Source organism: Planifilum fulgidum (assembly GCF_900113175.1).
Lineage (GTDB): Bacteria > Bacillota > Bacilli > Thermoactinomycetales > DSM-44946 > Planifilum > Planifilum fulgidum.
Genome location: NZ_FOOK01000015.1, coordinates 21,175 through 40,053, shown reverse-complemented (window position 1 = coordinate 40,053; position 18,879 = coordinate 21,175). Strand labels below are relative to the sequence as shown.

Here is an 18,879-nt window from a genome sequence, read left to right as displayed (position 1 = left end):
CTTAACAAAAAATGAACCCTTTTGGGACCCTTCTTCCCTCAAATCCATTAAAAAAAAAAGGGGGGGTCGCCCCGATAAAATAGAGGCGAAGCGCGCCCGGAAGGCGGCAGAAACAAATGCTCGCGGAAAGGGGATACCATGCGGCGATTTCCCGATGACATCTCTTTCATCCCTCCGTGGAGACGCTACCAGAGGCGGGTTTTGGAAAATCTGGACCGGCATTTGGAAAACCGCCACCTGCACCTGGTCGCCCCGCCCGGTTCCGGCAAGACCGTCCTCGGGCTGGAGGTGATGCTGCGCGTAAACAAGCCGACGATCATTCTCGCCCCGACCTTGACGATCAAGGAGCAATGGCTTCAACGCTTCTTGGAACTGTTTCTTAAGGCGAACGAAAAGCCGGAATGGATCTCCACCCACATCAAACAGCCCGCCTTTGTAACCATCACCGCCGATCAGGCGCTGCACAGCCTGTTCGAAAAAGAAACGGAAGAAGCGGAAGTGTTCAAGATGAAGGCCGGTAAACCGTGTCGAGCGCCTTGGAAGCGCGCCTCATCCGCAAAAAAAAAGGAACCCATCGGGTTTGGACGATCATCCTGGATGTAGCGCATTCACTTTCTGATTTTTCCGCTCAATCATTTCATAACAAATGGGTTTTCAGAAAGTCCAGCTGCTTTTTCGACACTTGGTTGAATGTTTCGCCCAAATAGGGTTCGAAATGACCGATGGGAAGGGACATCAACTCAGCCCGCTTCATTTTCGCCGACGCCTTTTTGACGGACTTGATGGGAATTAACGAGTCGTGCTCCCCCGCGATGACAAGCGCCGGGCATTGTACCCTGCCGGCCACACTTAATGGACGGTATAAGACCAAGGTCAGAAAAATGCGGGCCGGCGTTGCATTCTCCACCTCAAACCCCGGAGGGATCAGGGATTCATATCCGGCTTTGGTATCATGGGAGTTTAATATGGCAAACTCATCAGGCGCGCCATAAACCTGGACCAAGTAAGGTTCCCGTGCCGTTGCGGCCCGCCAAAGGTCTCTGAATGCCGAGAAAGCGGCTTTGAAAAAGTATTTCGGACCGTTCTGAATCACGATCGGAGTAGCACTGGCTATCCCGGAAACAAACGGGACTTGAATGGTAATGGCGGCGATCTTCGGATCCTGGGCTGCCGCCACAATGGCGTGGCCGCCGCTGAAAGAGGTCCCCCACAGCGCGATCTTTTCGGAATGGATATCTTTCAGCCCCCGCGCCCAGGCCACGGCGGCATGATAGTCCTCCACGTGCCGCCGCGGGGAAATCAACTGCCTTGGGGTGCCTTCACTTTCCCCAAATCCCCGGTAATCAAACAGCAAAACGGCCAATCCGTGTTCGGCGAACAATTCAGCATACGGTTCCAATCCGCAGTTTTTCAATCCCCCGAAACCATGGGCCATAACAACCAGCGGGGGCTTAACCGCGCCATCCGGCAAGTAAAGCCAAGCGGAACATTTATCGCCATGGCTTGGAAACTGACAATCCATCCTTGAAAAACCCATCGCAGATCACCTGGATCTCGGCATTTGACAAACCATCCGCTTCATCTTCACATCCATCCGCCCGCACCATCTCAATCCGCCAATCCCAATGAACCTGACCGGTTCAAATAAGATATGGACTTGCCTTCGTGAATCCTTCCCCATTACAACACTTTTCATTATAAATTCGAAATTATTTATTAACAATACTTTAAACATATGTCGCTATTTTTCTTTTGACATCCAAACGACGCACTCCAGGTGGACCGTTTGCGGAAACATGTCCACCGGCTGGACTTCTTGCACCGCATACCCGTGAGCGGCCAGTTCAAATCCCGGGCCAATGTGGCCGGGTTGCAAGAAACATATATCAGCCGCTCCGGTGCCATCGTCAAAACGGCGCCCAAAAGCCGCCGGTCGCACCCCTTTCGCGGCGGATTGACGAAAAGACGTCCGCCCGCATCCCTTCTTCCGCCCACCGGGGAATGACGGTTTCCGCATTGAACAGCATCGAAGCCGTTCTTCGTCTGGAAATGGATGTGCTGGGAAAAGATTTGCGGATGGTGAGTTTGACGGATTACATCCGCAAAGAAATGCTTTCCAAGAGAGACTCGAAAGGGACGAAAAAGCTCGGAGTCGCACCGATTTTCGCCATTCCGGCCGTCATACACCTGTCGGGGTGCTGACCGGCTCCCTGGTCGTCCTTCCGAAAAGGGCCGCGGAAGCCGCCGACGCCATCGCCAAGGGGAAAGGAGTCCGCCTCACCTTCCGCCCCCTCCCCTTTGATGAACAGTTTGTCACGGTGGACATCGGCGCGATCCAGATCGGTCGTCCATCGTCAGCATTGTCACCGAAGTGTTTTCAAGGGGCATCATCCGCATCATCGTCGGGACCGCCGCGCTGCTGGGGGAAGGATGGGATGGCCCGTGCATCAATTCCTTGATCATGGCGTCCTGTGTCGGCTCCTTCATGCTCTCCAACCCGATGCGCGGCAGGGCCGTCCGCGTCGACCCGGACAATCCGGAGAAGACCGGGGCAATTTGGCATCTGGCCTGTGTTGTGTGGAACAGAACCAGGGAGGACACGACCTGTCTTCCCTGAGCCGGAGATTCCGGTCGCTCGTTGGACTGTCCGCCGATCACGATTCGATCAAACCGGCATCGGCCGCATGGGCCTCCGCCTGCAACCCCTGAACGAACGCACCATCCGGGAAAACAACGAGAAAACCCTGGAACGGGAGAAACCGGCATCTTCTGAGGGATCGATGGAACCGGGCCGTCGCCGTCCATGAGGAAGGGCGGATGACCGAAGAAATCCGCATTCCCAAGGCCCGGGTGCCGAAACCGTACCACTTCGGAAACACGACCGATCGCTGGTGGTCACCGCTTTGACCGCCTTTGTCTGGATTTTTACGGACTCGCTCATGAATATGGTTCGCCACTCCGACGACATGCGCGCCATCATTCTCATCGCCCTGCTGGTCGCCACACTGTATGCCCTGCCGAAGGCCGGAAAGGCACTCCTTTTGTCCCTCCGGCACCAGTCCCTCGAGTTCAACATCCGGGAGGCGGCGCTGGTCCTTTACCGCACGATGCACGAATTGGGCCTGCTTGAACCCGCACCTTCCCCGAGGCGGATCGGAGTCAAAAAGGACGAAATGGGTCCCGTGGTTTGGATGCGGGGCGGCACAACCTACGAAAAAACGCGGTTCCTGAATGCCCTCCAGGAATTTCTCGAACCCATCGAAAATCCCCGCTACCTGTTGTACCGGGAGTCGAAGCTGCTGTGGCTGATCAAACGGCGGGATTACCACGCCGTCCCGGAAGAGCTCGGCCGCAAAAAGGAATACGCCGAATTGTTCCTGCGGAAATGGACCGATTCGATGGGCCCGGCCAGGCTCATCTTCACCCGCACCCCGGAAGGAAGAAAAAAACTGGTCCAGGCCGGGATGCGCGCCCTGTCCGCCGCCTTCGTCGAGCGGGCGGAACGGCTGAGCGTCTGGAGATAGGCCGCCGCTTCGTCAGCCGGTCGGAAGATCACCCACCTTGGCGGTCATCAAGCGGTAAATCTCCTCCAGGGACGTGACGACGCCCTTTTCATCCTTGTAGATGACGTGCCGGGGTTTCAGCCGGACGGGCGAATCCACCCCGGCGGCCGCAGCGACCCGGAAAAGCCCCTGGCGCAGGGAAACGAGGTAGTTGAGCACCCGGTAACACTTCTCCTCGATCACCAGGGCCTGTTGCAGTTTCGGATCCGTCGTCGCCACCCCGACCGGACAGTTATTGGAGTGGCATTTGAGGGACTGGATGCACCCGACGGCGATCATGAACCCCCGGGCGATGTTGACCAAATCGGCACCCATGGCCAGGGCGACGGCAATCCGGTCCGGGGAGAACAGCTTGCCCGAGGCGATCACCTTGACCCGGTCGCGCACGCCGAAGCGCCGCAGGGTGGCGTCGGCAATCATCAGGGCCGATTTGGCCGGCAGGCCGACGCTGTCCGCCAGCTCCTGATAGGAGGCCCCTGTCCCCCCTTCCCCGCCGTCCACCGTGATGAAATCGGGCCCCTTTCCCGTCTCTTTCATGTGGGCCGCCAGCTCCATCAGGGAATCGGGGCCGCCCACCACGATTTTGATGCCGACCGGCTTTCCGGTCGCTTCGCGGATGCGCTCGATGAAATCGACCATCGACGGCACGTCGCGGAATTCCCGAAACCGGTTGGGGCTGTCGATCGATTGATAGGGCTTCACCTTGCGAATCGCGGCGACTTCCGGCGTCACCTTCTCGGCGTCGACGTGGCCGCCGCGAATCTTGGCCCCCTGCCCCAGCTTCAATTCAATGGCCTTCACCTGGGGCAGCTCCGCCTTCCTCTTCAGTTCCTCCCAGTCAAGCCGCCCCTCCTCGTCGCGCACGCCGAACAATCCCGGACCGATTTGCATGATCAGATCCACATCCCCCTTCAGGTGGTAGGGGGAGATCCCTCCCTCGCCGGTGTTCATCCACGTCCCCCGGGCCATTCCGAGGCCGACCGACAGGGCGGAAATGGCATGGGATCCCAGGGAACCGTAACTCATCGCCGACATCCCGATCGGTCCCCGGACGACGAAGGGATGCCGGCAACCCTTCCCGATCACGACCGCGTCGGCTTCGTCCAGCAGGTAGGCGCAGAGCTCGTCCCGGACCCGGACCTCTTTTCGGGAAAACAGACCCTCCCGGAGCAGCACATATTTGTAGGTGGAAACCGTCGTCTTCCGGTCAAACTTCATTTCCTCCAGCTGCAGGGGAAACATGGCGTTGCGGATATAGTAGCCCGCCCGGTCGAAGTCCCGTTTGGAGCCGAAACCGATCACATCCCGCACATATTTGGAACGCTTCACGATGTGGCCGTATTGTTCCCGGGAAAAGGGCCTTGCCTCGTTGTCGCTGTCAAAGAGATACTGCCTCAGCTCCGGGCCGATCATCTCCAAAAAGTAGCGCACCTTGCCGAGGATCGGATAGTTGCGGAGAACCGAGTGCTGTTTCTGCCGCCGGTCGTAAATGTACAAATAGATCGCCGCGATCAGGGGAACGAAGACGGCGACGATCAAGACGGTCATCTCGAGCGTTAAAAAGCCTTCAAAAAAATCCATGCTTCCACGCCTCCCCTTTCGGTCCCACCGCGGAGATCGGTTCCGTCAAGACACGGACCTGCTCCGCTTCCGATCCGCCCAAACCAGCCGGGCGGGTGCCGCGAAACTCGTTTTCAGTTTATCCCTCGCCCCCACAAGAAAAACGGTTGCCCGCCAATTTGCGGCCGGCCCCCGTTCCCCAGCAGACATAAAAAAACCGGCACCCCGCAGGGGCGCCGGTTCTCACGGACTTCGCCGTCAGGCCGTTGCGTCCTGTTTCTGGGCCTCCAGCACCTTGTCGGCTCCCGGAAGATCATCGAACCAGGCGGCGTCGTCCGGGCAGTCAAACACCATGAAATGGCCGTAGTAGTCCGGGTGGCGAGCCTGATGGTATTTGAGGTAGATCTTGTCCCCGTCCACCGCCAGAATCTCGATCTTCCCGGAGGAGTGGCTCATCACATAGCGAACCCGCTTTCCGAGCCCCGAGGTGCGCGCCTTCGCCTCCTCGATGATCCGGTACTGCTCCTTGAAGGGGATGACAAAGTCCGCATTTCCGGCCACCGGACGGTTTTGGAAGAAGTAGTAGGGAGTGACACCCGCCCAGGAGAGTTTGTCCAGGAGTTCCGCAAGCACTTTCGGATCATCGTTGATGCCCCGGAGAACCGGAGTCTGGTTGACCAGGATCACGCCGGCCCGCTGAAGGGCGTTGATCGCCCGGTAGGCGTGCTCGGTCAGCTCCCGCGGATGGTTGAAGTGGGCCATCACGTGAATCCGCGCATCCGGTCGGGAAAATTCCGAAAGGGTTTCCAGAAGCTCCTCGTCTTCATAGATGCGCATCGGGTTGAAGGCCGGCAGCTTGGAACCGAACCGGATGATCTTCACATGGGGGATTTCCCTGAGCCGCTGCAAAATGGAGCGGATCTTCTTGGTGCTCAAAATCAGCGAATCGCCGCCGGTGAGCAGCACGTTGTTGATCTGCGGATTTTTGGAAATGTATTCCAAGCCCGGTTCGACATTGAGCGACGCTTCGTGCACATCGTTGCGGAACAACCGCTTCCGGAAACAGAAACGGCAATATGCGCCGCAAACTTCGGACACCAACAGCAGGGCAGTGGTCGCGTATTTATGCTGGCAACCCGGAGCCACATAGTTCAGGTGTTCTTCGGAGGCATCCCAGCGACCGTATTCATCCAGTTCTCCTTCGTTGGGGATGATCAGCTTGCGGATCGGGTCGTTGGGGTCGTCCCAATTGATCAGGGAGAGGTAGTAGTCGTTCACCCGAAACACGAATTTATCCGTGATCGGTGCCAATTTCTCGCGCTCTTCTTCCGGGATCGCCTCAATCTTGCGGATGTCGGTAATATAGCGCGGCATCTCCCTACCTCCTTTAAGAAAGTCATCCGCATTTAGGATAACAAAGATTTATATATGTTTCAAAAGTTGTCAAAACCTGCGGCAAATGAAGTATTTCCTCAAGCATCGAAATGAACGGGGCTTACTTGATGAATCTCTACACACAAAAAAACGCCGGCATGCCTGATTTTGTAAGCAAAAAAAACACATCTCCGTAAAACTTTCATGAAATCCTCGCATCCACCCCCCTCTATAAAGAAAAAAGACCCGGCCCGCGCCGGGTCTTTTTTCCTTTGCCTTTGGAATGGAATCACGCCTTCTCCGACAGGCGCAAAAACCGCTCCACGTCGGAAAGAACCTCGTCCACCGCGTTCTGCCAGAATTCCGGTCGCTTCAGGTCGACGCCGAGATGGCGGGCGGCCAGATCCTCCACGTTCATGCGCCCGGTGTCCCGGAGCAGATCCGCATACCTCTTTGCGAAGGCCGGCCCTTCCGTCTGCGCCCGCGCGTAAAGGCCGGCGCTGAACAGGAAGCCGAAGGTGTAGGGGAAGTTGTAGAAGGGCTGGCCCGTGATGTAAAAGTGCAGCTTGGAAGCCCAGAAGGTGGGATCGTAATCCCCCAGGGCGTCGGCGAAGGCCTCCCTTTGGGCGGTCACCATCAACTCGCTCAACCGGTCCACGCTGACCGGTCCCTCTTTTCTCTCCTCATAAAAGCGGGTTTCAAACAGGAAGCGGGCCCGAATGTCCATGAAAAAGGCCGCCGCCCGCTGCAGCTTCTCCTCCAGCAGGGAGAGGCGTTCCGCGTCGGAGGAAGCGTGCCGGATCGCCGCGTCGGTGACGATCGACTCTGCAAAGGTGGACGCGGTCTCGGCCAGGTTTAACGGATACAACTGGGACCAGTAGGGCAACTGCCCGATCAGCTGCTGATGGTAGGCGTGCCCCAGCTCATGGGCCAGGGTGGAAATGTTGCCGATGGTTCCGCCGAAGGTCATGAAAATCCGGGACTGGCCGCTCACCGGAAAGGCCGTGCAAAAGCCGCCCGGCCGCTTGTTGGGGCGGTCCTCCGCCTCGATCCACCGGTTTTCAAAGGCTGTCCGGGCGAAATCGGCCAGATTCGGATCGAATCGACCGAACTGCTCGATGATGAAATCGGCCGCCTCATCGTAACTGACCGATTTTTCCCCGCCGGGGATCGGCGCATCCAGATCGCACCAGCGGAGCGCATCCAGGCCGAGGAGCTTCGCCTTCCGCTCGAAATAGGGAATCAACCGCTCTTTGTTGCGGTCGATCACCTCCCACATCGTCTCCAGGGTCTCCCGGGTCATCCGGTTGTCGTCCAAAGGTTCCTTCAGGACCGAATCCCATCCGCGATGGCGGTACAGATTGAGCCGAAAGCCTCCGAGATGGTTGAGGGCGGACGCGAAAAGCTCGGCATGTTCCTGCCAGGCTTTCTGCCACCTTTCAAAAACCGTTTCCCGCACCCTTCGGTCCGGACTGGAGAATTTGTTCCGCGCCTGCCCGACGGAAAGCTGTTTGACTTCCCCGTCCTCCTCGAAGGGAATGGTGATCCTCCCCACCACGGTGTTGTACAGTTCACCCCAGGCGTGGTAACCGTCCACCGCCAGATCGCCCACCAGGATTTCCTGTTCCGGGGGCAATTGTTCAGCGGCGCGCCGACGGCGTTCCTCCAGGGAAAAGGCAACGGGTTGGATCTCCGGATGGTTGATCAGCTCCCGCCACTCCGCATCGGGCACCTCCAGGATCCGCCGTTCCAGCTGGGTCATCGCGGCCCCGTAAGCGGCGTAAAGCTGGGTCAGCCGCCCCCGCAGCAGTTTGGCCTGTTCATCCTTGACATTCTGGGCGGTCAGGCAACTTGTGAAAGATCCCGCCTGGCGAAGCCGTTTTCCCAGTTCCTGCACATCGCGGATCAGCGTGCTCCACACTTCCGGCCGCTTGTTCTTCCCGGCGGAATCCAAAGCCTTGATCTTCTGCTCCAGATTCCCCACATCCCGGGTCAGCTCCTCGACGAACCGGCGAAATTCCGGAGAACCGCTCCCGCCGGGAAAAAAGACGTCCAGATCCCAGGTCATCGCGTATTTTGCCGCCATTTGGATCCTCCTTCATCGACGAAATGGGCTTCGATCAATGGATCGGATCAGGTGGAACGAGTCACGATCGGGCTCCCGTCCAACATCGGATTCCCTGATCGATTCCACATGAAAGGAAAGTTCGTCAACCCGCTCCGTTTGTCCTGTTTCTTTACGGAAGAAGCGGCTCCCTTCCGCATCATCCCGTTTTTTGCCCGGGAGCCTTCTTTCGATGGTTTTCCCATCGGAATAAAAAATCCTTCTCAGGCGGAAGAATTCCCGGGAAAACACCGAGACTCAACACTTTGCCGACTCCCTCCAGATGCTTTCAATGCCGAATCGCGCAGGGACCAGGGCGGCAGCCTCACGACAAGTGTTATAATGTTTTAGAACCTGCACCGCATCGGATATCATCTTTCCCGACAGGTGGGGTGCAAAATGAAAAAAACAGGCAAGCGCCGGCGCGGAGACGCCTTGAGCGAAAACATTTATAACGCCACGATCGAGACGATCAAAAAAGTGGGCTACACCAATCTCACCTTTCAGCAAATCGCCCATGCCGCCAAAACGAGCCGAACCGTCATATACCGCCGCTGGAAAACCAAATTCGACCTGATTTATGAAATTTGGCTGCATAAAACGAGAAAAGCGCTGGGAGGCGAATTGATCGATCAGATTGAGAATACGGGGAGTCTGCGCGGTGATTTGTTGCGGCTGCTTTCGCTCTACCAAAAGATGTTCACAGAGGTCAGCCCGGAAATTATGAACGCGATCTTATATGAAATGGGGCAAGACAACCAAAAAATGGCCGAAATGAAAGCGGAGGCGACAACAAAAAATATCCAGACCATGCGGAAACTGCTTGGCTTCGCCAAAGCCAGGGGGGAAAAGATCAAAGAGGTCAGCGATGCCACCCTGACCCTGCCCTTCGATCTGATCCGCGTGGAAAACCTCCTGCGCAAAGATGATATTGACAAGAACCGGCTCGAGCTGTTGGTCGATGAAATATTGCTTCCGGTTTTCCGGGAATAACCATTTTCTTCTAATGTGCCTTCAAAAACGAAGCAGCCTTTGCAGGGAGTCTCCGGTACGTGCTTCTGATTTTTATGGTCCCGTTTCAACTACCCTGTCGTCCCTTCTCATCTTGCTGGTCAAAAACAGAGCGGGCAAAATGCTGATCACCATGAAAATCAAGCTGGTAATGAAGCCTGCGTGATAAGCGCCGGCAACGTTTGCCGCGCTTCCCTGCCCATTTAAGGCGATGCTTACAACCGTCGCCAGAATCGCGGAGCCGAAGGCGGCACCCACGTTTTGGACAATCCGGGTGGCCACGCTGGCCGCCGGGACGAGCGGTTTCTGAACCCCTGTGTAGGCATCGCTCATCACGGCGATCGTAAACCCTCCAACGCCCATTCCACGTATGAACAGGACAAGCCACACCAACCATTGCGCTGTCCCGAAATCAAAAAAGGCAAAGGGAAGCGTCCCGATGATGGTGACGGCAATCGAGGGCAACACGACAAACCGGGCTCCCAATTGGTCCGTCATTCTGCCGATGAGCGGCCGTGTCACCAGCATCCCCAGTCCTTGCGGTATCAGCCAAAGCGCCGACGCGATGACGCTGAGGCCGAGCACATTTTGAAAAAACAACGGAAGAAGCAGCATCGGCCCGTTGGTGGCAAATCCCGCCAAAAACAGGGAAAGAAACGATGCGCTGAAATTTCTCGATTTGAACAAATCCAGCGGAATCAACGCCCAAATCCTTCTTTTTCCCCGCATAAAGCACGTATACGATCAGGGAGGCGGTGCCGGCCGCAAACGCCGACATGCCGAGGGCATGGGCTCCCGACGCCCTGACTTCCGTCACGCCGAAGATAAACGATCCCGATATCATCACCAACAAAAAAACGCCGAGCCAGTCCAGTTTTGCCGATTTTTCCAGCGCTTCAAACCGGGGCAGTTTCCATTGCATCATCATGAGTGCGACTGCTCCGAAAGGCAGGTTGACAAAAAACAGCCAGCGCCAGGACAAATATTGCAGGATCAGCCCTCCGACGACCGGGCCGATAATCGGGGCAAAAACGACCGGTATCCCCACGATGGACATGGCGCGGCCGAGGTAATCATTGCCTGCAACCTGCACCGCCAGGGAGGTTACCGTCGGAATCAGGAGACCGGAAGCAAACCCCTGCAACACGCGGAAGAAAATCAAACTCTCCATATCCCACGCAAGGCCGCAAAGCAGTGAACCGGCCAAAAACAGGCCCAGCGCCCCCATAAACACCTTCTTGCCATCATATTTTTTCATCAGCCATCCGGAGAACGGGACGGCAATTCCCAGGGCGAGCGTATATCCGGTTACCACCCATTGTGTGACGGCAAAGCCGGATGAAAACATCTTTGCCAGGTCGTTCACCGCGATGTTGACAATGGTGGTGTCCAGCATGGGGGGAAGTGCGCCGAACACCAGGATCAGCAGGGTGCCAAGCATTCCTTTTGGCAATTTTTCTTTCATATATCCACCTCCTTAAGGTACACATTGTACTTTATAAGTATACGCCTTTGGAAAATAAGGTTCAACATATACCTTAAATTTCCCGGAAATTTCCGCTCCAGACGGCCCGATCCCCTCCTCACGGATCACGGTCGGCTTTGCAACCGATGCTAAAGCTGGCGGACTTTCGCCACCATCTGTCCGCCGGGAAGAAAACCTGCTTCCGCCGGTTTCCCCATCCGCGCCCTCCACGGCGGACCGGCGTGTCCGTCGAAACGGGGCGCAAAGGAGTTTCCATAAAAGCGGCAGAACAACAGAAGCCGGGCCGCCACAGGGGCGTTTCCGAAAAACTTAACAACGGGAGAGGATCCGTCCATGCGCAGACATTGGATGCCCTTCGGGGTGCTTTTTGTTGTTTGGAGCGCCTTTTTGCTCTCCTTTGTGGATCGTCTGACCTGGCCTCCGATCATTCCCCTCGCGTCCAGGGATCTCGGCATTTCGGCGGCGCAAGCCGGGGGTTATATGACCGCCTTTTATATCGGATACGTGATGACCCAGCTGCCCGGCGGCTATCTGACCGATCGATTCGGCTACCGAAAAGTGCTGCTGACTTCCTTTCTGGTGATGGGGACCTTTACCGCGGCGATGGGCCTGGTTGAAAACTACGCCGCCGGGTTCCTGCTCAGGATCCTTGCCGGCATGGGATCGGGGGCCGTGTTTTCCGCCGGCGTCCGGGCCATTTTCGACTGGTTCCGGCAAAACTCCCGCGCAACGGCGATGGGCTTTTTCATGACCGCCTCTTCGCTGGGAGTGACGGTGGTCAATCTCTTCGTCCCCTCCGTTTCCCACCGCTTCGGGTGGCACATGGCCTTCTACACCGCCGGTCTCTTTCCCCTCATCGGCTTTTTGATCGCCCTCTTCCTGTTGAAGGAGCGAACGCCGAAAGCCGAAGGAAACCGGGCGGGACGTCCCTTCCTTCAGGACATGAAAAGGCTGCTTTCCAACCGCAATTTCCTCCTTCTGGCCCTGGCCGGTTTCTTCGCCATGTGGGCCACCTGGGGAACGGCCACCTGGGCCAATTCCTACCTGAATCAGGGGCTGCACCTTTCCCTGGTCGAGGCGGGATACGTCATGTCCCTGTTCGGGATCGCCTCCATCCTGTGCAAACCGCTGATCGGCATTTTGTCGGATTGGATCGGCGGAAGGCACAAAGCGCTTCTCATCCTCCTGCTCGGGCTGTTCGGGCCGATTTTGATCGCCTTCGGCGCAAATGAGCGCGCCCCGCTGGTTTATCCTCTGGCGGTCCTGCTCGGCATCGCCTCCTATATCTACAGCCCGATCATGAACACCGCCGTCGGTGAATCGGTCGACAGGGATTTGGTGGGAACCGCAACCGGTTTGGTCAACACGATCTGGCAGTTGGGCTCCCTCGTGTCACCGGTGGTTGTCGGCGCGGTGATCGACGCCACCCGGAACTTTTTCTGCGGGTTTCTCACCCTGGCCGCCGGTCCGGTGCTGGGAACGGTCACCCTCCTGTTTTTCAAGGAAAAACCGGCCTCTTCACGCTGAAGATCCGAGAAAACGGAAAAGCCGCTCCCGCAACAGGCGGAAGCGGCTTCAGGCCGCACCCTTCAGTCATCAGTCGACCCTTAACACGATCTTGCCGATGTTTCGGTTCTCCTCCATCCGGCGATGGGCTTCCCGCACCGACTCCCAGGAAAAGACCTTGTCGATCACCGGTTTCAGCCGGCCGTCCCGGAAACGGGGCAGGGCGAAACGGGCGAAATCCTCCGTCAGCCGGATCTTGTAATCGACGCTTCGGGCGCGCAGGGTGGTGCCGGTCACCTGGATCCGCTTGCTGATCAGGGTGAGAAGATTCACCTTTTCCACCTTGGGCCCGCCCAGGGTGCTGATCAGGATCAGCCGGCCGTCCGTCGCAAGGCATTCCACGTTTTGCTCCCAATACGGAGCTCCGACGAAATCGAGAATCAGGTCCACACCGCGGCCGCCGGTCGCATCCTTCACCCGGGGGGCGAAGGGGCCCTCCCGGTACGAGAAGGCCTCCGCCGCCCCCAGCTCCCGACAGGCCGCCAGCTTTTCCGGAGAACCGGCGGTCACCAAGGGTTCCGCCCCCGCTTCCCGGACCAGCTGGATCGCCGCCGTCCCCACCCCGCTGGCCCCGGCGTGAATCAGCACCCGCTGCCCCCTTTGAAGGGAGCCCAGCCAAAACAGGGCCTGATAAGCGGTCAGAAACACCTCCGGCACCGCCGCCGCCTCTTCAAAGGAGAGGTTTTCCGGGATCGGCATCGCCATTCTCCCCGGAATCACGCAGTACTCCGCATACCCGCCCCCCGGCAGCAGGCCGAACACCCGGTCGCCTTCCTTCCAGCCGGTGCATTTTCTCCCCACCCGTTCCACCACGCCGGCCATCTCCAAACCCAGCAGCGGGCTGGCGCCGGGCGGAGGCGGATATTTTCCCTCCCGCTGCAGGATGTCGGCCCGGTTCAGGGCGGTGGCCTTCACCCGGACCAGCAACTCCTCCTCTGTCGGTTCAGGGGCGGGAACTTCACCCATCGCCAGCTGTTCGGCGCATCCGGGCTCCCGGACGATGATCGCCTTCACCGGACTCCCTCCTCTCTTGGAAAGCAGATCCCTTGCGGGGGCTCATCCCTTCAGCGCTTCCTTGATCCGCCTCCGCTCCTCCTCAAAGGCCGCATCGGACAGCACCGGTTCCGTCTCCCGCTGCGGGAGATCGTCGGGAAGGCGAATCCAGGATTTGCATCCCAAATAATCGGAACGCATCGGAATGTCAATCGGTTCGGAGAGGCGGAAAATGCGCAGCAGCAACACGTGAAGCGGCTGTTTCTTCTTCCACTTGAGCCGCTCGACGGCAAAATTGTCCGTCCAGATGTGGAAGGAGGAAAGCCGCGCCAGTTTCGCCTCGTCCAACACTTCCACATCCTCCGCCAACTGCGCCACATACCGGATGGCGACCGATTCCTGCTCCGACGAGCCCGTCTGCTCCTCCTCCACATAGGAGTGAAAGGCGGGCTTGATCAATTCCTTTTTCTGATGGTACGCGTTGGGGAACAGATAAAAGGTGTCGCTCTCCACCTGAAACTGACGGGTTTCCTCGTGGATGCCCCCCTTGCGCATCACGAGGATCTGCCTGCCTTCACCCAAAGCCCGGACCGCCGCAGCCCACTCCTTCAGGGCGATCGGGACTTGAAGCCGCACCGATTGTGTCACTTTGCCAATCCTCCCTCATCGGTTGTGCTCGGGACCGCTGAAAGTCCGTCCCGATACCGGCGGCCTTTCGCCGCAACCTCCCCGGCGGGCGGACCGCCCCCGCCTTTGGCGGGGTTCCCCGCAGGGCACGTTCAGCGCCCGCCTCGACAAATCTATTGTACCATGAATCGGACCGGAGACGCCCGGCAGAGCCGCGTCCGGGAAAAACGCGCGGAGGAGAAGTCCCGGTTCAGACGAGCAGAAAGCCCGCCATAACAACCGCGCTGACGATGAATATCGGCATCCCGAACCTTTTGCTTTCCTCCCAGAGGTGGGAATCGGAAGGACCTTCGTCCCCGACCGGAAGGACAAAGGTGTAGAGCGAAAAGGTGAGACAGACCGATGTCCAGAACAACACGTCCTTGATCTCGGCGAAAGCCTCCGACGAGATGATGAGAAGGCCGACCATCCCCATCTGGATGTAGAACATGATCTTCACTGCCATGAGCACCTTTTCCCTGAACCGGGTCCGGAACAGAAAGACGCCCGACACGTTGTAAATCACGACGATCAGCACCATCCAGAGAAAGCAAAACGCTTCCAAGACCGACCGCATCCAAATCCCCTCTTCGCGTGCTTCTTGTCGACGCCGTCCTTCCGCGTCCTTTAAAAGACGCGGCTCCGGGCCTTTTCAATCCGCTTCCCATGTGATATGTTGGTGCTTGTACATTTCTTGAGAATCCGTCTGAAAGGAAAGAGGCGTCATGTGGTTTCTCTGGGCGATTCTCAGCGCCGTCACCTTCGGCATGTCCGGCTTTTTGATGAAAGTGAGCTCGGCCCGGCGCGGTTCGACGCTCCACACCCTTCTGGGACTTTACTTGACGGGCACCCTGGGTTTTTTCTGGTGGGCCCTGCGGACGGAATCCCTGCGCGCCGATCTCCCGCTGCTCGTCGCCGGCTTCGTCATCGGCCTGGGGTCCGCCGCGGGAAACCTGCTGTTCATGAAGGCCCTCGACCAGGGGCCGGCCAGTCTCACCTCCCCCCTCGTCAACACCAACATTCTGGTGATCATTCTCTTTTCCGTCATCGTCTACGGGGAACGCCTGTCCGGGACGGAAACCGCCGGGGTGATCCTCCTCATCCTCGCTGTTTCGCTGATTCCCTTCGATCCGGATGAGGAACTGAAAATCAAGAACGCCCGGTGGTATTTTTTGGTCCTTTTGGCCACCCTCCTGTTCACCCTTCGCAACGGCGGCCTCAAGGTCACCGAGGAAATGGCGCTGTCGGGCACCCTCGTCCTGTTCTACGGATATCTCCTGGGCCTGGTCTGGTTTCTGGCGGAAGACCTGCTTCGCCGGATCCGGGGGACCCTTGCGGAAAACCGCGGCGCCGCCCTCACCGGGCTGTGGTGGGGCTCCCTGGCCGGAATCTTCTCCTTTGTGGGGATGCAGCTGTATGCCGTCGCCCTGATCGACGGCCCCGCCAGCATCGTCGCCCCCCTCTTCGCCACCAACAGCCTGGTGGTGGCCGTTTTGTCCATCTTCTTCTACCGGGAACGCCTCTCCCGGATTCAAACCCTTTCCCTGATCCTGCTCTTCACCGGACTCGTCCTGGTGCGGATCTGAGCTTTCGCTCGCCGTCCCGCACCGGACCCTGAGGCGACTCCCCCGTCCAACCGGCGGGGCCGAAGGGGCGGTGCGCGCCATAGAGCCGGCGCCGCCCGGAAATCCGCCCCGGATGCAAGTCGAACAGGCAGGCCCTCCGAACAGGCCGGAACGGTGCCTGCAGGAAAACAACCGGGCATCTCAGGGCCGCTCCCGGACTCGCAAACGGAACCGTCCATCCCTCCCCCTTGAGGGCAGCTTCCTTCCGCGTCCAACAGGGAAAAAACCTTCCCGCGCTTTCGGACGGGCACCCATCTGCCGGGTCACCTCCGGCTTCCCGATCGAGGCGCTGACCCGTTCCGCATCGACGCCGACGGGCGCATCCGGCGCGCCCCGCCCGGCGCCCCGTTCCCCCCGTGGGAAACCGAAAGCGGCGGCAATCGGCCGCGGCGGGGTTTTTCGCGGGGACGGTGAAGGAAAAGGTCCGCCCGCCGGGAATCGGAGGTCCGCGAAATCCGATTTTCCCGCAATTCGGAAATCCCGGACACCGGGTGGGGGGTGGCAGAGGCCATGCCATCGCTCCCTTTTCGAAATCCTTCGGAGGGGGCGAATCTTCGGTCGGTACCAATTCCTTTTCGAAGTGCCTCGCAAAAGTTCCTCCTGTTCACTTCTCCCGCCCCCGGTCTTGGAAAGGAACCCACAAAATCCACCGGTCCGGAATTTTGTATGCATCCGCGCTTCCAGAGGAACGGCTTCGGCTCCTCCGCCCAAGGCTTCCCGCCGCCGGGGATGATGAAAGCCCGGGACCGCCCTTCCAGAAATTCGTCGCCATGGACGCCACCGCCGCGCCAAAAACGGCGGGAAGGGCGGGGAGATTCCTGGAAGCGCCTCTCCACCACCAGACAGCCGGATGAAATCACCCGCACCAGAGGCCGGTCCGGAAAACGCGCGCATTCCGCTCACCGCCTTGTAGAAAATGAGGCGGCGCTGATTGCCGCAAGTATTCTTGAACAAGCCCACGAAACATTTGAAGCGGACCTTGGGAACCTCGCGGGCCACCGGTTTCCCGGAAAGGCTTTTCCATGTCTCCCCCGGCCGCCTCCGGACCGGTCTTCCCTGCTTCTTGCGGCGGATGCCGCCCAGCACGCGGCTGCATCCGGAGGATCAACCGCCGCAAAAGCGTGTCAATTCCTCCCCGCTGTGCAAAAGATGAAAGAACTCCTCGCAGAGGCAGGCGAGCTTGCCGGCGGGGCAAACCGGGATCTCCCCTTCACCGGAAGGGACCGCTTTCTGCCCGCTTCCCGGCAGATGTCCAATCGGAACGGGTCGATTCTCAACCTTCTCTCCGCCTTCACCCCGAACGTTTCACCGGCAGGCAAAGATCGGCGGGGCCCCGAAGCAACCGGATCTCCCTGCGCCCCTCATCCGTCTACCCTCGCCGCCGAACGGCGCGATCAGGCTTACGGCTGCTCCTCCGGGTTACCGCCGCTTGCCTTCCTCCACGCCCCGAAGCGAAGGAAGAGACCGTCCAGGCCAAGCCCCTCATTCCGCCGGACGGCCTAAGGTGAACCACAGGAATTCCATCATCCTTGGAGAATCGATTATTGATAATGATTATCAATATCAATACATAAATATATCAAATCCCGGTGGCGGCTCAAGGCCGGTTCCCCTCCCCGAAAAAAAGCACCCATTGCCGTGGCAATGGGTGCTCTTTCGCCCGATGCGCGCCGCTTGAGCATGGGGATTGACATCACCGGCCGTTTTTGTCAACCGGCGGCCGTCACATCCGGTACCATTCGATCAGGGCATAGAAAAGGGCGATGTAACCGATCAGGAAATCGGGCACTCCGCCGGTTTTCAGTTTGGCAAATCGAAACGTTTTGGTCATGGGCCACAGCCAGGGAACTCCGGAGACGGTCAGCGAATCGGCGAGCAAATGGCTCAGATAGCCCAGCATGACGGGAATCTTGAAATCGGGATGAATGGAATCGGCGATGTAGGTGACCATGGCAAGGGCGAGCAGCGAATGGGTGAACCTTCGGTGGCCCGTAAAGGGAATGGCCAGCAAAAAGGCTCCCGCCATGAAAAAGGGACCGGAAAAGAAGGCGGCCAGGAGCATGCACACCGCTCCAAGCCCGCCGACCAGGTAGCGGCGCACGTTGGGCGAAACCTTCCCCATGGTGTACCCGTAAATCATGCTGTTTTCCTCATCGAGGTCCGGCAGCAGCGAGGCAAAAATGGCCGACAGCACCACGAATCCCTCATAAACTTCCGCCTCCTGCAAGGAAAGGGCCGCCACCCCCGATGCAAATCCCAGCGCCGCATGGGTCCCGCCGTTCACCAAACAACCTCCTTCTCTCTTTTTCATCTAAATACCCTTTCAGCCGGCCTTTCACCCTTCATCCCATCCCGGAAAAGCCCCACCGGTACGGCGCCCCGCGGGGATGAGGGCGGCCGCTTCCCCGAAACGGCTTTGCGGAAAACAAAAGGGTTGTGCTAGAATCGTGGGGCCAAGGGAAAGGAGGCTTAAGCCATGGCCCGACAGGCGCCGGAATTTTGCCTGCCCACCTGGGACGACCGGAAAAAGGTCTGCTTGCGCGATTACCAGGGAAAAGTGGTTCTCCTCTCCTTCTGGGTCACCTGGTGCGCGGCCTGTCAGGCGGATTTGCCCCACAAGGAAGTGCTGTACCGCTCGGTCCGCCATCCCGATTTCGCCTTTCTCACCATCAACGTGACGGGGCGGGAACCGGACCCCGCCAGGGTTTCCACCTTTCTGGAAAAGGCGGGTTACACCTTTCCGGTATTGAAGGACGATGGCCGAAAAACTTACGACGCCTACGGGATCACCTCCGTCCCCGCTTCCGTTCTGATCGACCGGGAGGGGAACCTGGCCGGAATCTATGACGAAACCGTGCCGCTCGTGACGATTCTGCAGGAGATCGACCGGCTGCTCCATCAACAGGACCAAAAGTAAAAAAGGGGATCCGG

General features: G+C 58.6%; 16 protein-coding genes and 2 pseudogenes. 7 read left to right on the top strand and 11 right to left on the bottom strand.

What is annotated here, in order from left to right; all coding sequences use genetic code 11:
• Window positions 1–138 precede the first annotated feature (138 nt).
• On the top strand, window positions 139–603 hold the full coding sequence (locus BM063_RS09855; protein WP_092038454.1) for a DEAD/DEAH box helicase family protein: 465 nt from the start codon (window positions 139–141) through the stop codon (window positions 601–603).
• Window positions 604–637: 34 nt separating this feature from the next.
• Here the strand turns inward: BM063_RS09855 and BM063_RS09850 are convergent, their stop codons facing one another.
• Entirely contained in the window at window positions 638–1,537 is a 900-nt protein-coding gene (locus BM063_RS09850; RefSeq protein ID WP_092038452.1) for an alpha/beta hydrolase, read from the bottom strand.
• 204 nt (window positions 1,538–1,741) lie between these two features.
• Window positions 1,742–2,015: pseudogene (locus BM063_RS17650) on the bottom strand (23S rRNA (uracil(1939)-C(5))-methyltransferase RlmD); the annotation flags it as partial.
• A 1-nt stretch (window position 2,016) separates the two neighbouring features.
• On the opposite strand from BM063_RS17650, the gene BM063_RS09840 reads away from it, so the two are divergent.
• Both BM063_RS09840 and BM063_RS09825 read left to right on the top strand, forming a co-directional pair.
• On the top strand, window positions 2,017–2,202 hold the full coding sequence (locus tag BM063_RS09840) for a hypothetical protein (RefSeq protein WP_092038450.1): 186 nt from the start codon (window positions 2,017–2,019) through the stop codon (window positions 2,200–2,202).
• Window positions 2,203–2,903: 701 nt separating this feature from the next.
• On the top strand, window positions 2,904–3,524 hold the full coding sequence (locus tag BM063_RS09825) for a hypothetical protein (protein WP_092038444.1): 621 nt from the start codon (window positions 2,904–2,906) through the stop codon (window positions 3,522–3,524).
• A gap of 12 nt (window positions 3,525–3,536) precedes the next feature.
• Here BM063_RS09825 and BM063_RS09820 read toward each other — a convergent pair whose 3' ends face one another.
• The 3 genes from BM063_RS09820 to BM063_RS09810 form a co-directional block, all read right to left on the bottom strand.
• Window positions 3,537–5,144, bottom strand: a complete 1,608-nt coding sequence (locus BM063_RS09820; RefSeq protein WP_092038442.1) for an FMN-binding glutamate synthase family protein — start codon at window positions 5,142–5,144, stop codon at window positions 3,537–3,539.
• 237 nt (window positions 5,145–5,381) lie between these two features.
• Complete coding sequence (locus BM063_RS09815; protein ID WP_092038440.1) at window positions 5,382–6,497, bottom strand: KamA family radical SAM protein; 1,116 nt, start codon at window positions 6,495–6,497, stop codon at window positions 5,382–5,384.
• A 289-nt stretch (window positions 6,498–6,786) separates the two neighbouring features.
• A complete protein-coding gene (locus tag BM063_RS09810; protein ID WP_092038438.1) occupies window positions 6,787–8,583 on the bottom strand; it encodes a M3 family oligoendopeptidase in 1,797 nt (598 codons plus the stop codon).
• A 417-nt stretch (window positions 8,584–9,000) separates the two neighbouring features.
• Here BM063_RS09810 and BM063_RS09800 point away from each other — a divergent pair, with 417 nt between their 5' ends.
• On the top strand, window positions 9,001–9,594 hold the full coding sequence (locus tag BM063_RS09800; protein WP_092038434.1) for a TetR/AcrR family transcriptional regulator: 594 nt from the start codon (window positions 9,001–9,003) through the stop codon (window positions 9,592–9,594).
• Between the two features lie 72 nt (window positions 9,595–9,666).
• Here the strand turns inward: BM063_RS09800 and BM063_RS17975 are convergent, their stop codons facing one another.
• Window positions 9,667–10,341 (bottom strand): MFS transporter, encoded by a 675-nt coding sequence (locus BM063_RS17975; protein WP_245752203.1) that lies wholly within the window; start codon window positions 10,339–10,341, stop codon window positions 9,667–9,669.
• Between the two features lie 154 nt (window positions 10,342–10,495).
• Window positions 10,496–11,008 (bottom strand): annotated as a pseudogene (locus tag BM063_RS17970) (MFS transporter); the annotation flags it as partial.
• A gap of 423 nt (window positions 11,009–11,431) precedes the next feature.
• On the opposite strand from BM063_RS17970, the gene BM063_RS09785 reads away from it, so the two are divergent.
• Window positions 11,432–12,625 (top strand): MFS transporter, encoded by a 1,194-nt coding sequence (locus BM063_RS09785; protein ID WP_092038430.1) that lies wholly within the window; start codon window positions 11,432–11,434, stop codon window positions 12,623–12,625.
• 69 nt (window positions 12,626–12,694) lie between these two features.
• On the opposite strand, the gene BM063_RS09780 is transcribed toward BM063_RS09785, so the two are convergent.
• The 3 genes from BM063_RS09780 to BM063_RS09770 form a co-directional block, all read right to left on the bottom strand.
• On the bottom strand, window positions 12,695–13,678 hold the full coding sequence (locus tag BM063_RS09780; RefSeq protein ID WP_092038428.1) for an NAD(P)H-quinone oxidoreductase: 984 nt from the start codon (window positions 13,676–13,678) through the stop codon (window positions 12,695–12,697).
• A 42-nt stretch (window positions 13,679–13,720) separates the two neighbouring features.
• Window positions 13,721–14,305: a DUF1802 family protein gene (locus tag BM063_RS09775; RefSeq protein ID WP_092038426.1), complete on the bottom strand. Its 585-nt coding sequence runs from the start codon at window positions 14,303–14,305 to the stop codon at window positions 13,721–13,723.
• Window positions 14,306–14,534: 229 nt separating this feature from the next.
• Window positions 14,535–14,900 (bottom strand): hypothetical protein, encoded by a 366-nt coding sequence (locus BM063_RS09770; RefSeq protein WP_092038423.1) that lies wholly within the window; start codon window positions 14,898–14,900, stop codon window positions 14,535–14,537.
• A 148-nt stretch (window positions 14,901–15,048) separates the two neighbouring features.
• On the opposite strand from BM063_RS09770, the gene BM063_RS09765 reads away from it, so the two are divergent.
• The gene (locus tag BM063_RS09765; protein WP_092038420.1) at window positions 15,049–15,909 is read left to right on the top strand and encodes a DMT family transporter; all 861 of its coding nucleotides are present in this window, start codon (window positions 15,049–15,051) and stop codon (window positions 15,907–15,909) included.
• A 1,762-nt stretch (window positions 15,910–17,671) separates the two neighbouring features.
• Here the strand turns inward: BM063_RS09765 and BM063_RS09750 are convergent.
• The gene (locus BM063_RS09750) at window positions 17,672–18,232 is read right to left on the bottom strand and encodes a metal-dependent hydrolase (protein WP_177199087.1); all 561 of its coding nucleotides are present in this window, start codon (window positions 18,230–18,232) and stop codon (window positions 17,672–17,674) included.
• 192 nt (window positions 18,233–18,424) lie between these two features.
• Here BM063_RS09750 and BM063_RS09745 point away from each other — a divergent pair, with 192 nt between their 5' ends.
• Window positions 18,425–18,865, top strand: coding sequence for a TlpA family protein disulfide reductase (locus BM063_RS09745; protein ID WP_092038411.1), 441 nt, complete (start codon window positions 18,425–18,427; stop codon window positions 18,863–18,865).
• The last annotated feature ends 14 nt before the right edge of the window (window positions 18,866–18,879 follow it).

Bases quoted from the DNA above. Each gene is read 5' to 3' on its own strand.
- BM063_RS09820 (WP_092038442.1), bottom strand. From the start codon at position 5,144: ATGGATTTTTTTGAAGGCTTTTTAACGCTCGAGATGACCGTCTTGATC.
- BM063_RS09815 (WP_092038440.1), bottom strand. From the start codon at position 6,497: ATGCCGCGCTATATTACCGACATCCGCAAGATTGAGGCGATCCCGGAA.
- BM063_RS09785 (WP_092038430.1), top strand. From the start codon at position 11,432: ATGCGCAGACATTGGATGCCCTTCGGGGTGCTTTTTGTTGTTTGGAGC.
- BM063_RS17975 (WP_245752203.1), bottom strand. From the start codon at position 10,341: ATGCGGGGAAAAAGAAGGATTTGGGCGTTGATTCCGCTGGATTTGTTC.
- BM063_RS09855 (WP_092038454.1), top strand. From the start codon at position 139: ATGCGGCGATTTCCCGATGACATCTCTTTCATCCCTCCGTGGAGACGC.
- BM063_RS09765 (WP_092038420.1), top strand. From the start codon at position 15,049: ATGTGGTTTCTCTGGGCGATTCTCAGCGCCGTCACCTTCGGCATGTCC.
- BM063_RS09745 (WP_092038411.1), top strand. From the start codon at position 18,425: ATGGCCCGACAGGCGCCGGAATTTTGCCTGCCCACCTGGGACGACCGG.
- BM063_RS09810 (WP_092038438.1), bottom strand. From the start codon at position 8,583: ATGGCGGCAAAATACGCGATGACCTGGGATCTGGACGTCTTTTTTCCC.
- BM063_RS09850 (WP_092038452.1), bottom strand. From the start codon at position 1,537: ATGGGTTTTTCAAGGATGGATTGTCAGTTTCCAAGCCATGGCGATAAA.
- BM063_RS09800 (WP_092038434.1), top strand. From the start codon at position 9,001: ATGAAAAAAACAGGCAAGCGCCGGCGCGGAGACGCCTTGAGCGAAAAC.
- BM063_RS09770 (WP_092038423.1), bottom strand. From the start codon at position 14,900: ATGCGGTCGGTCTTGGAAGCGTTTTGCTTTCTCTGGATGGTGCTGATC.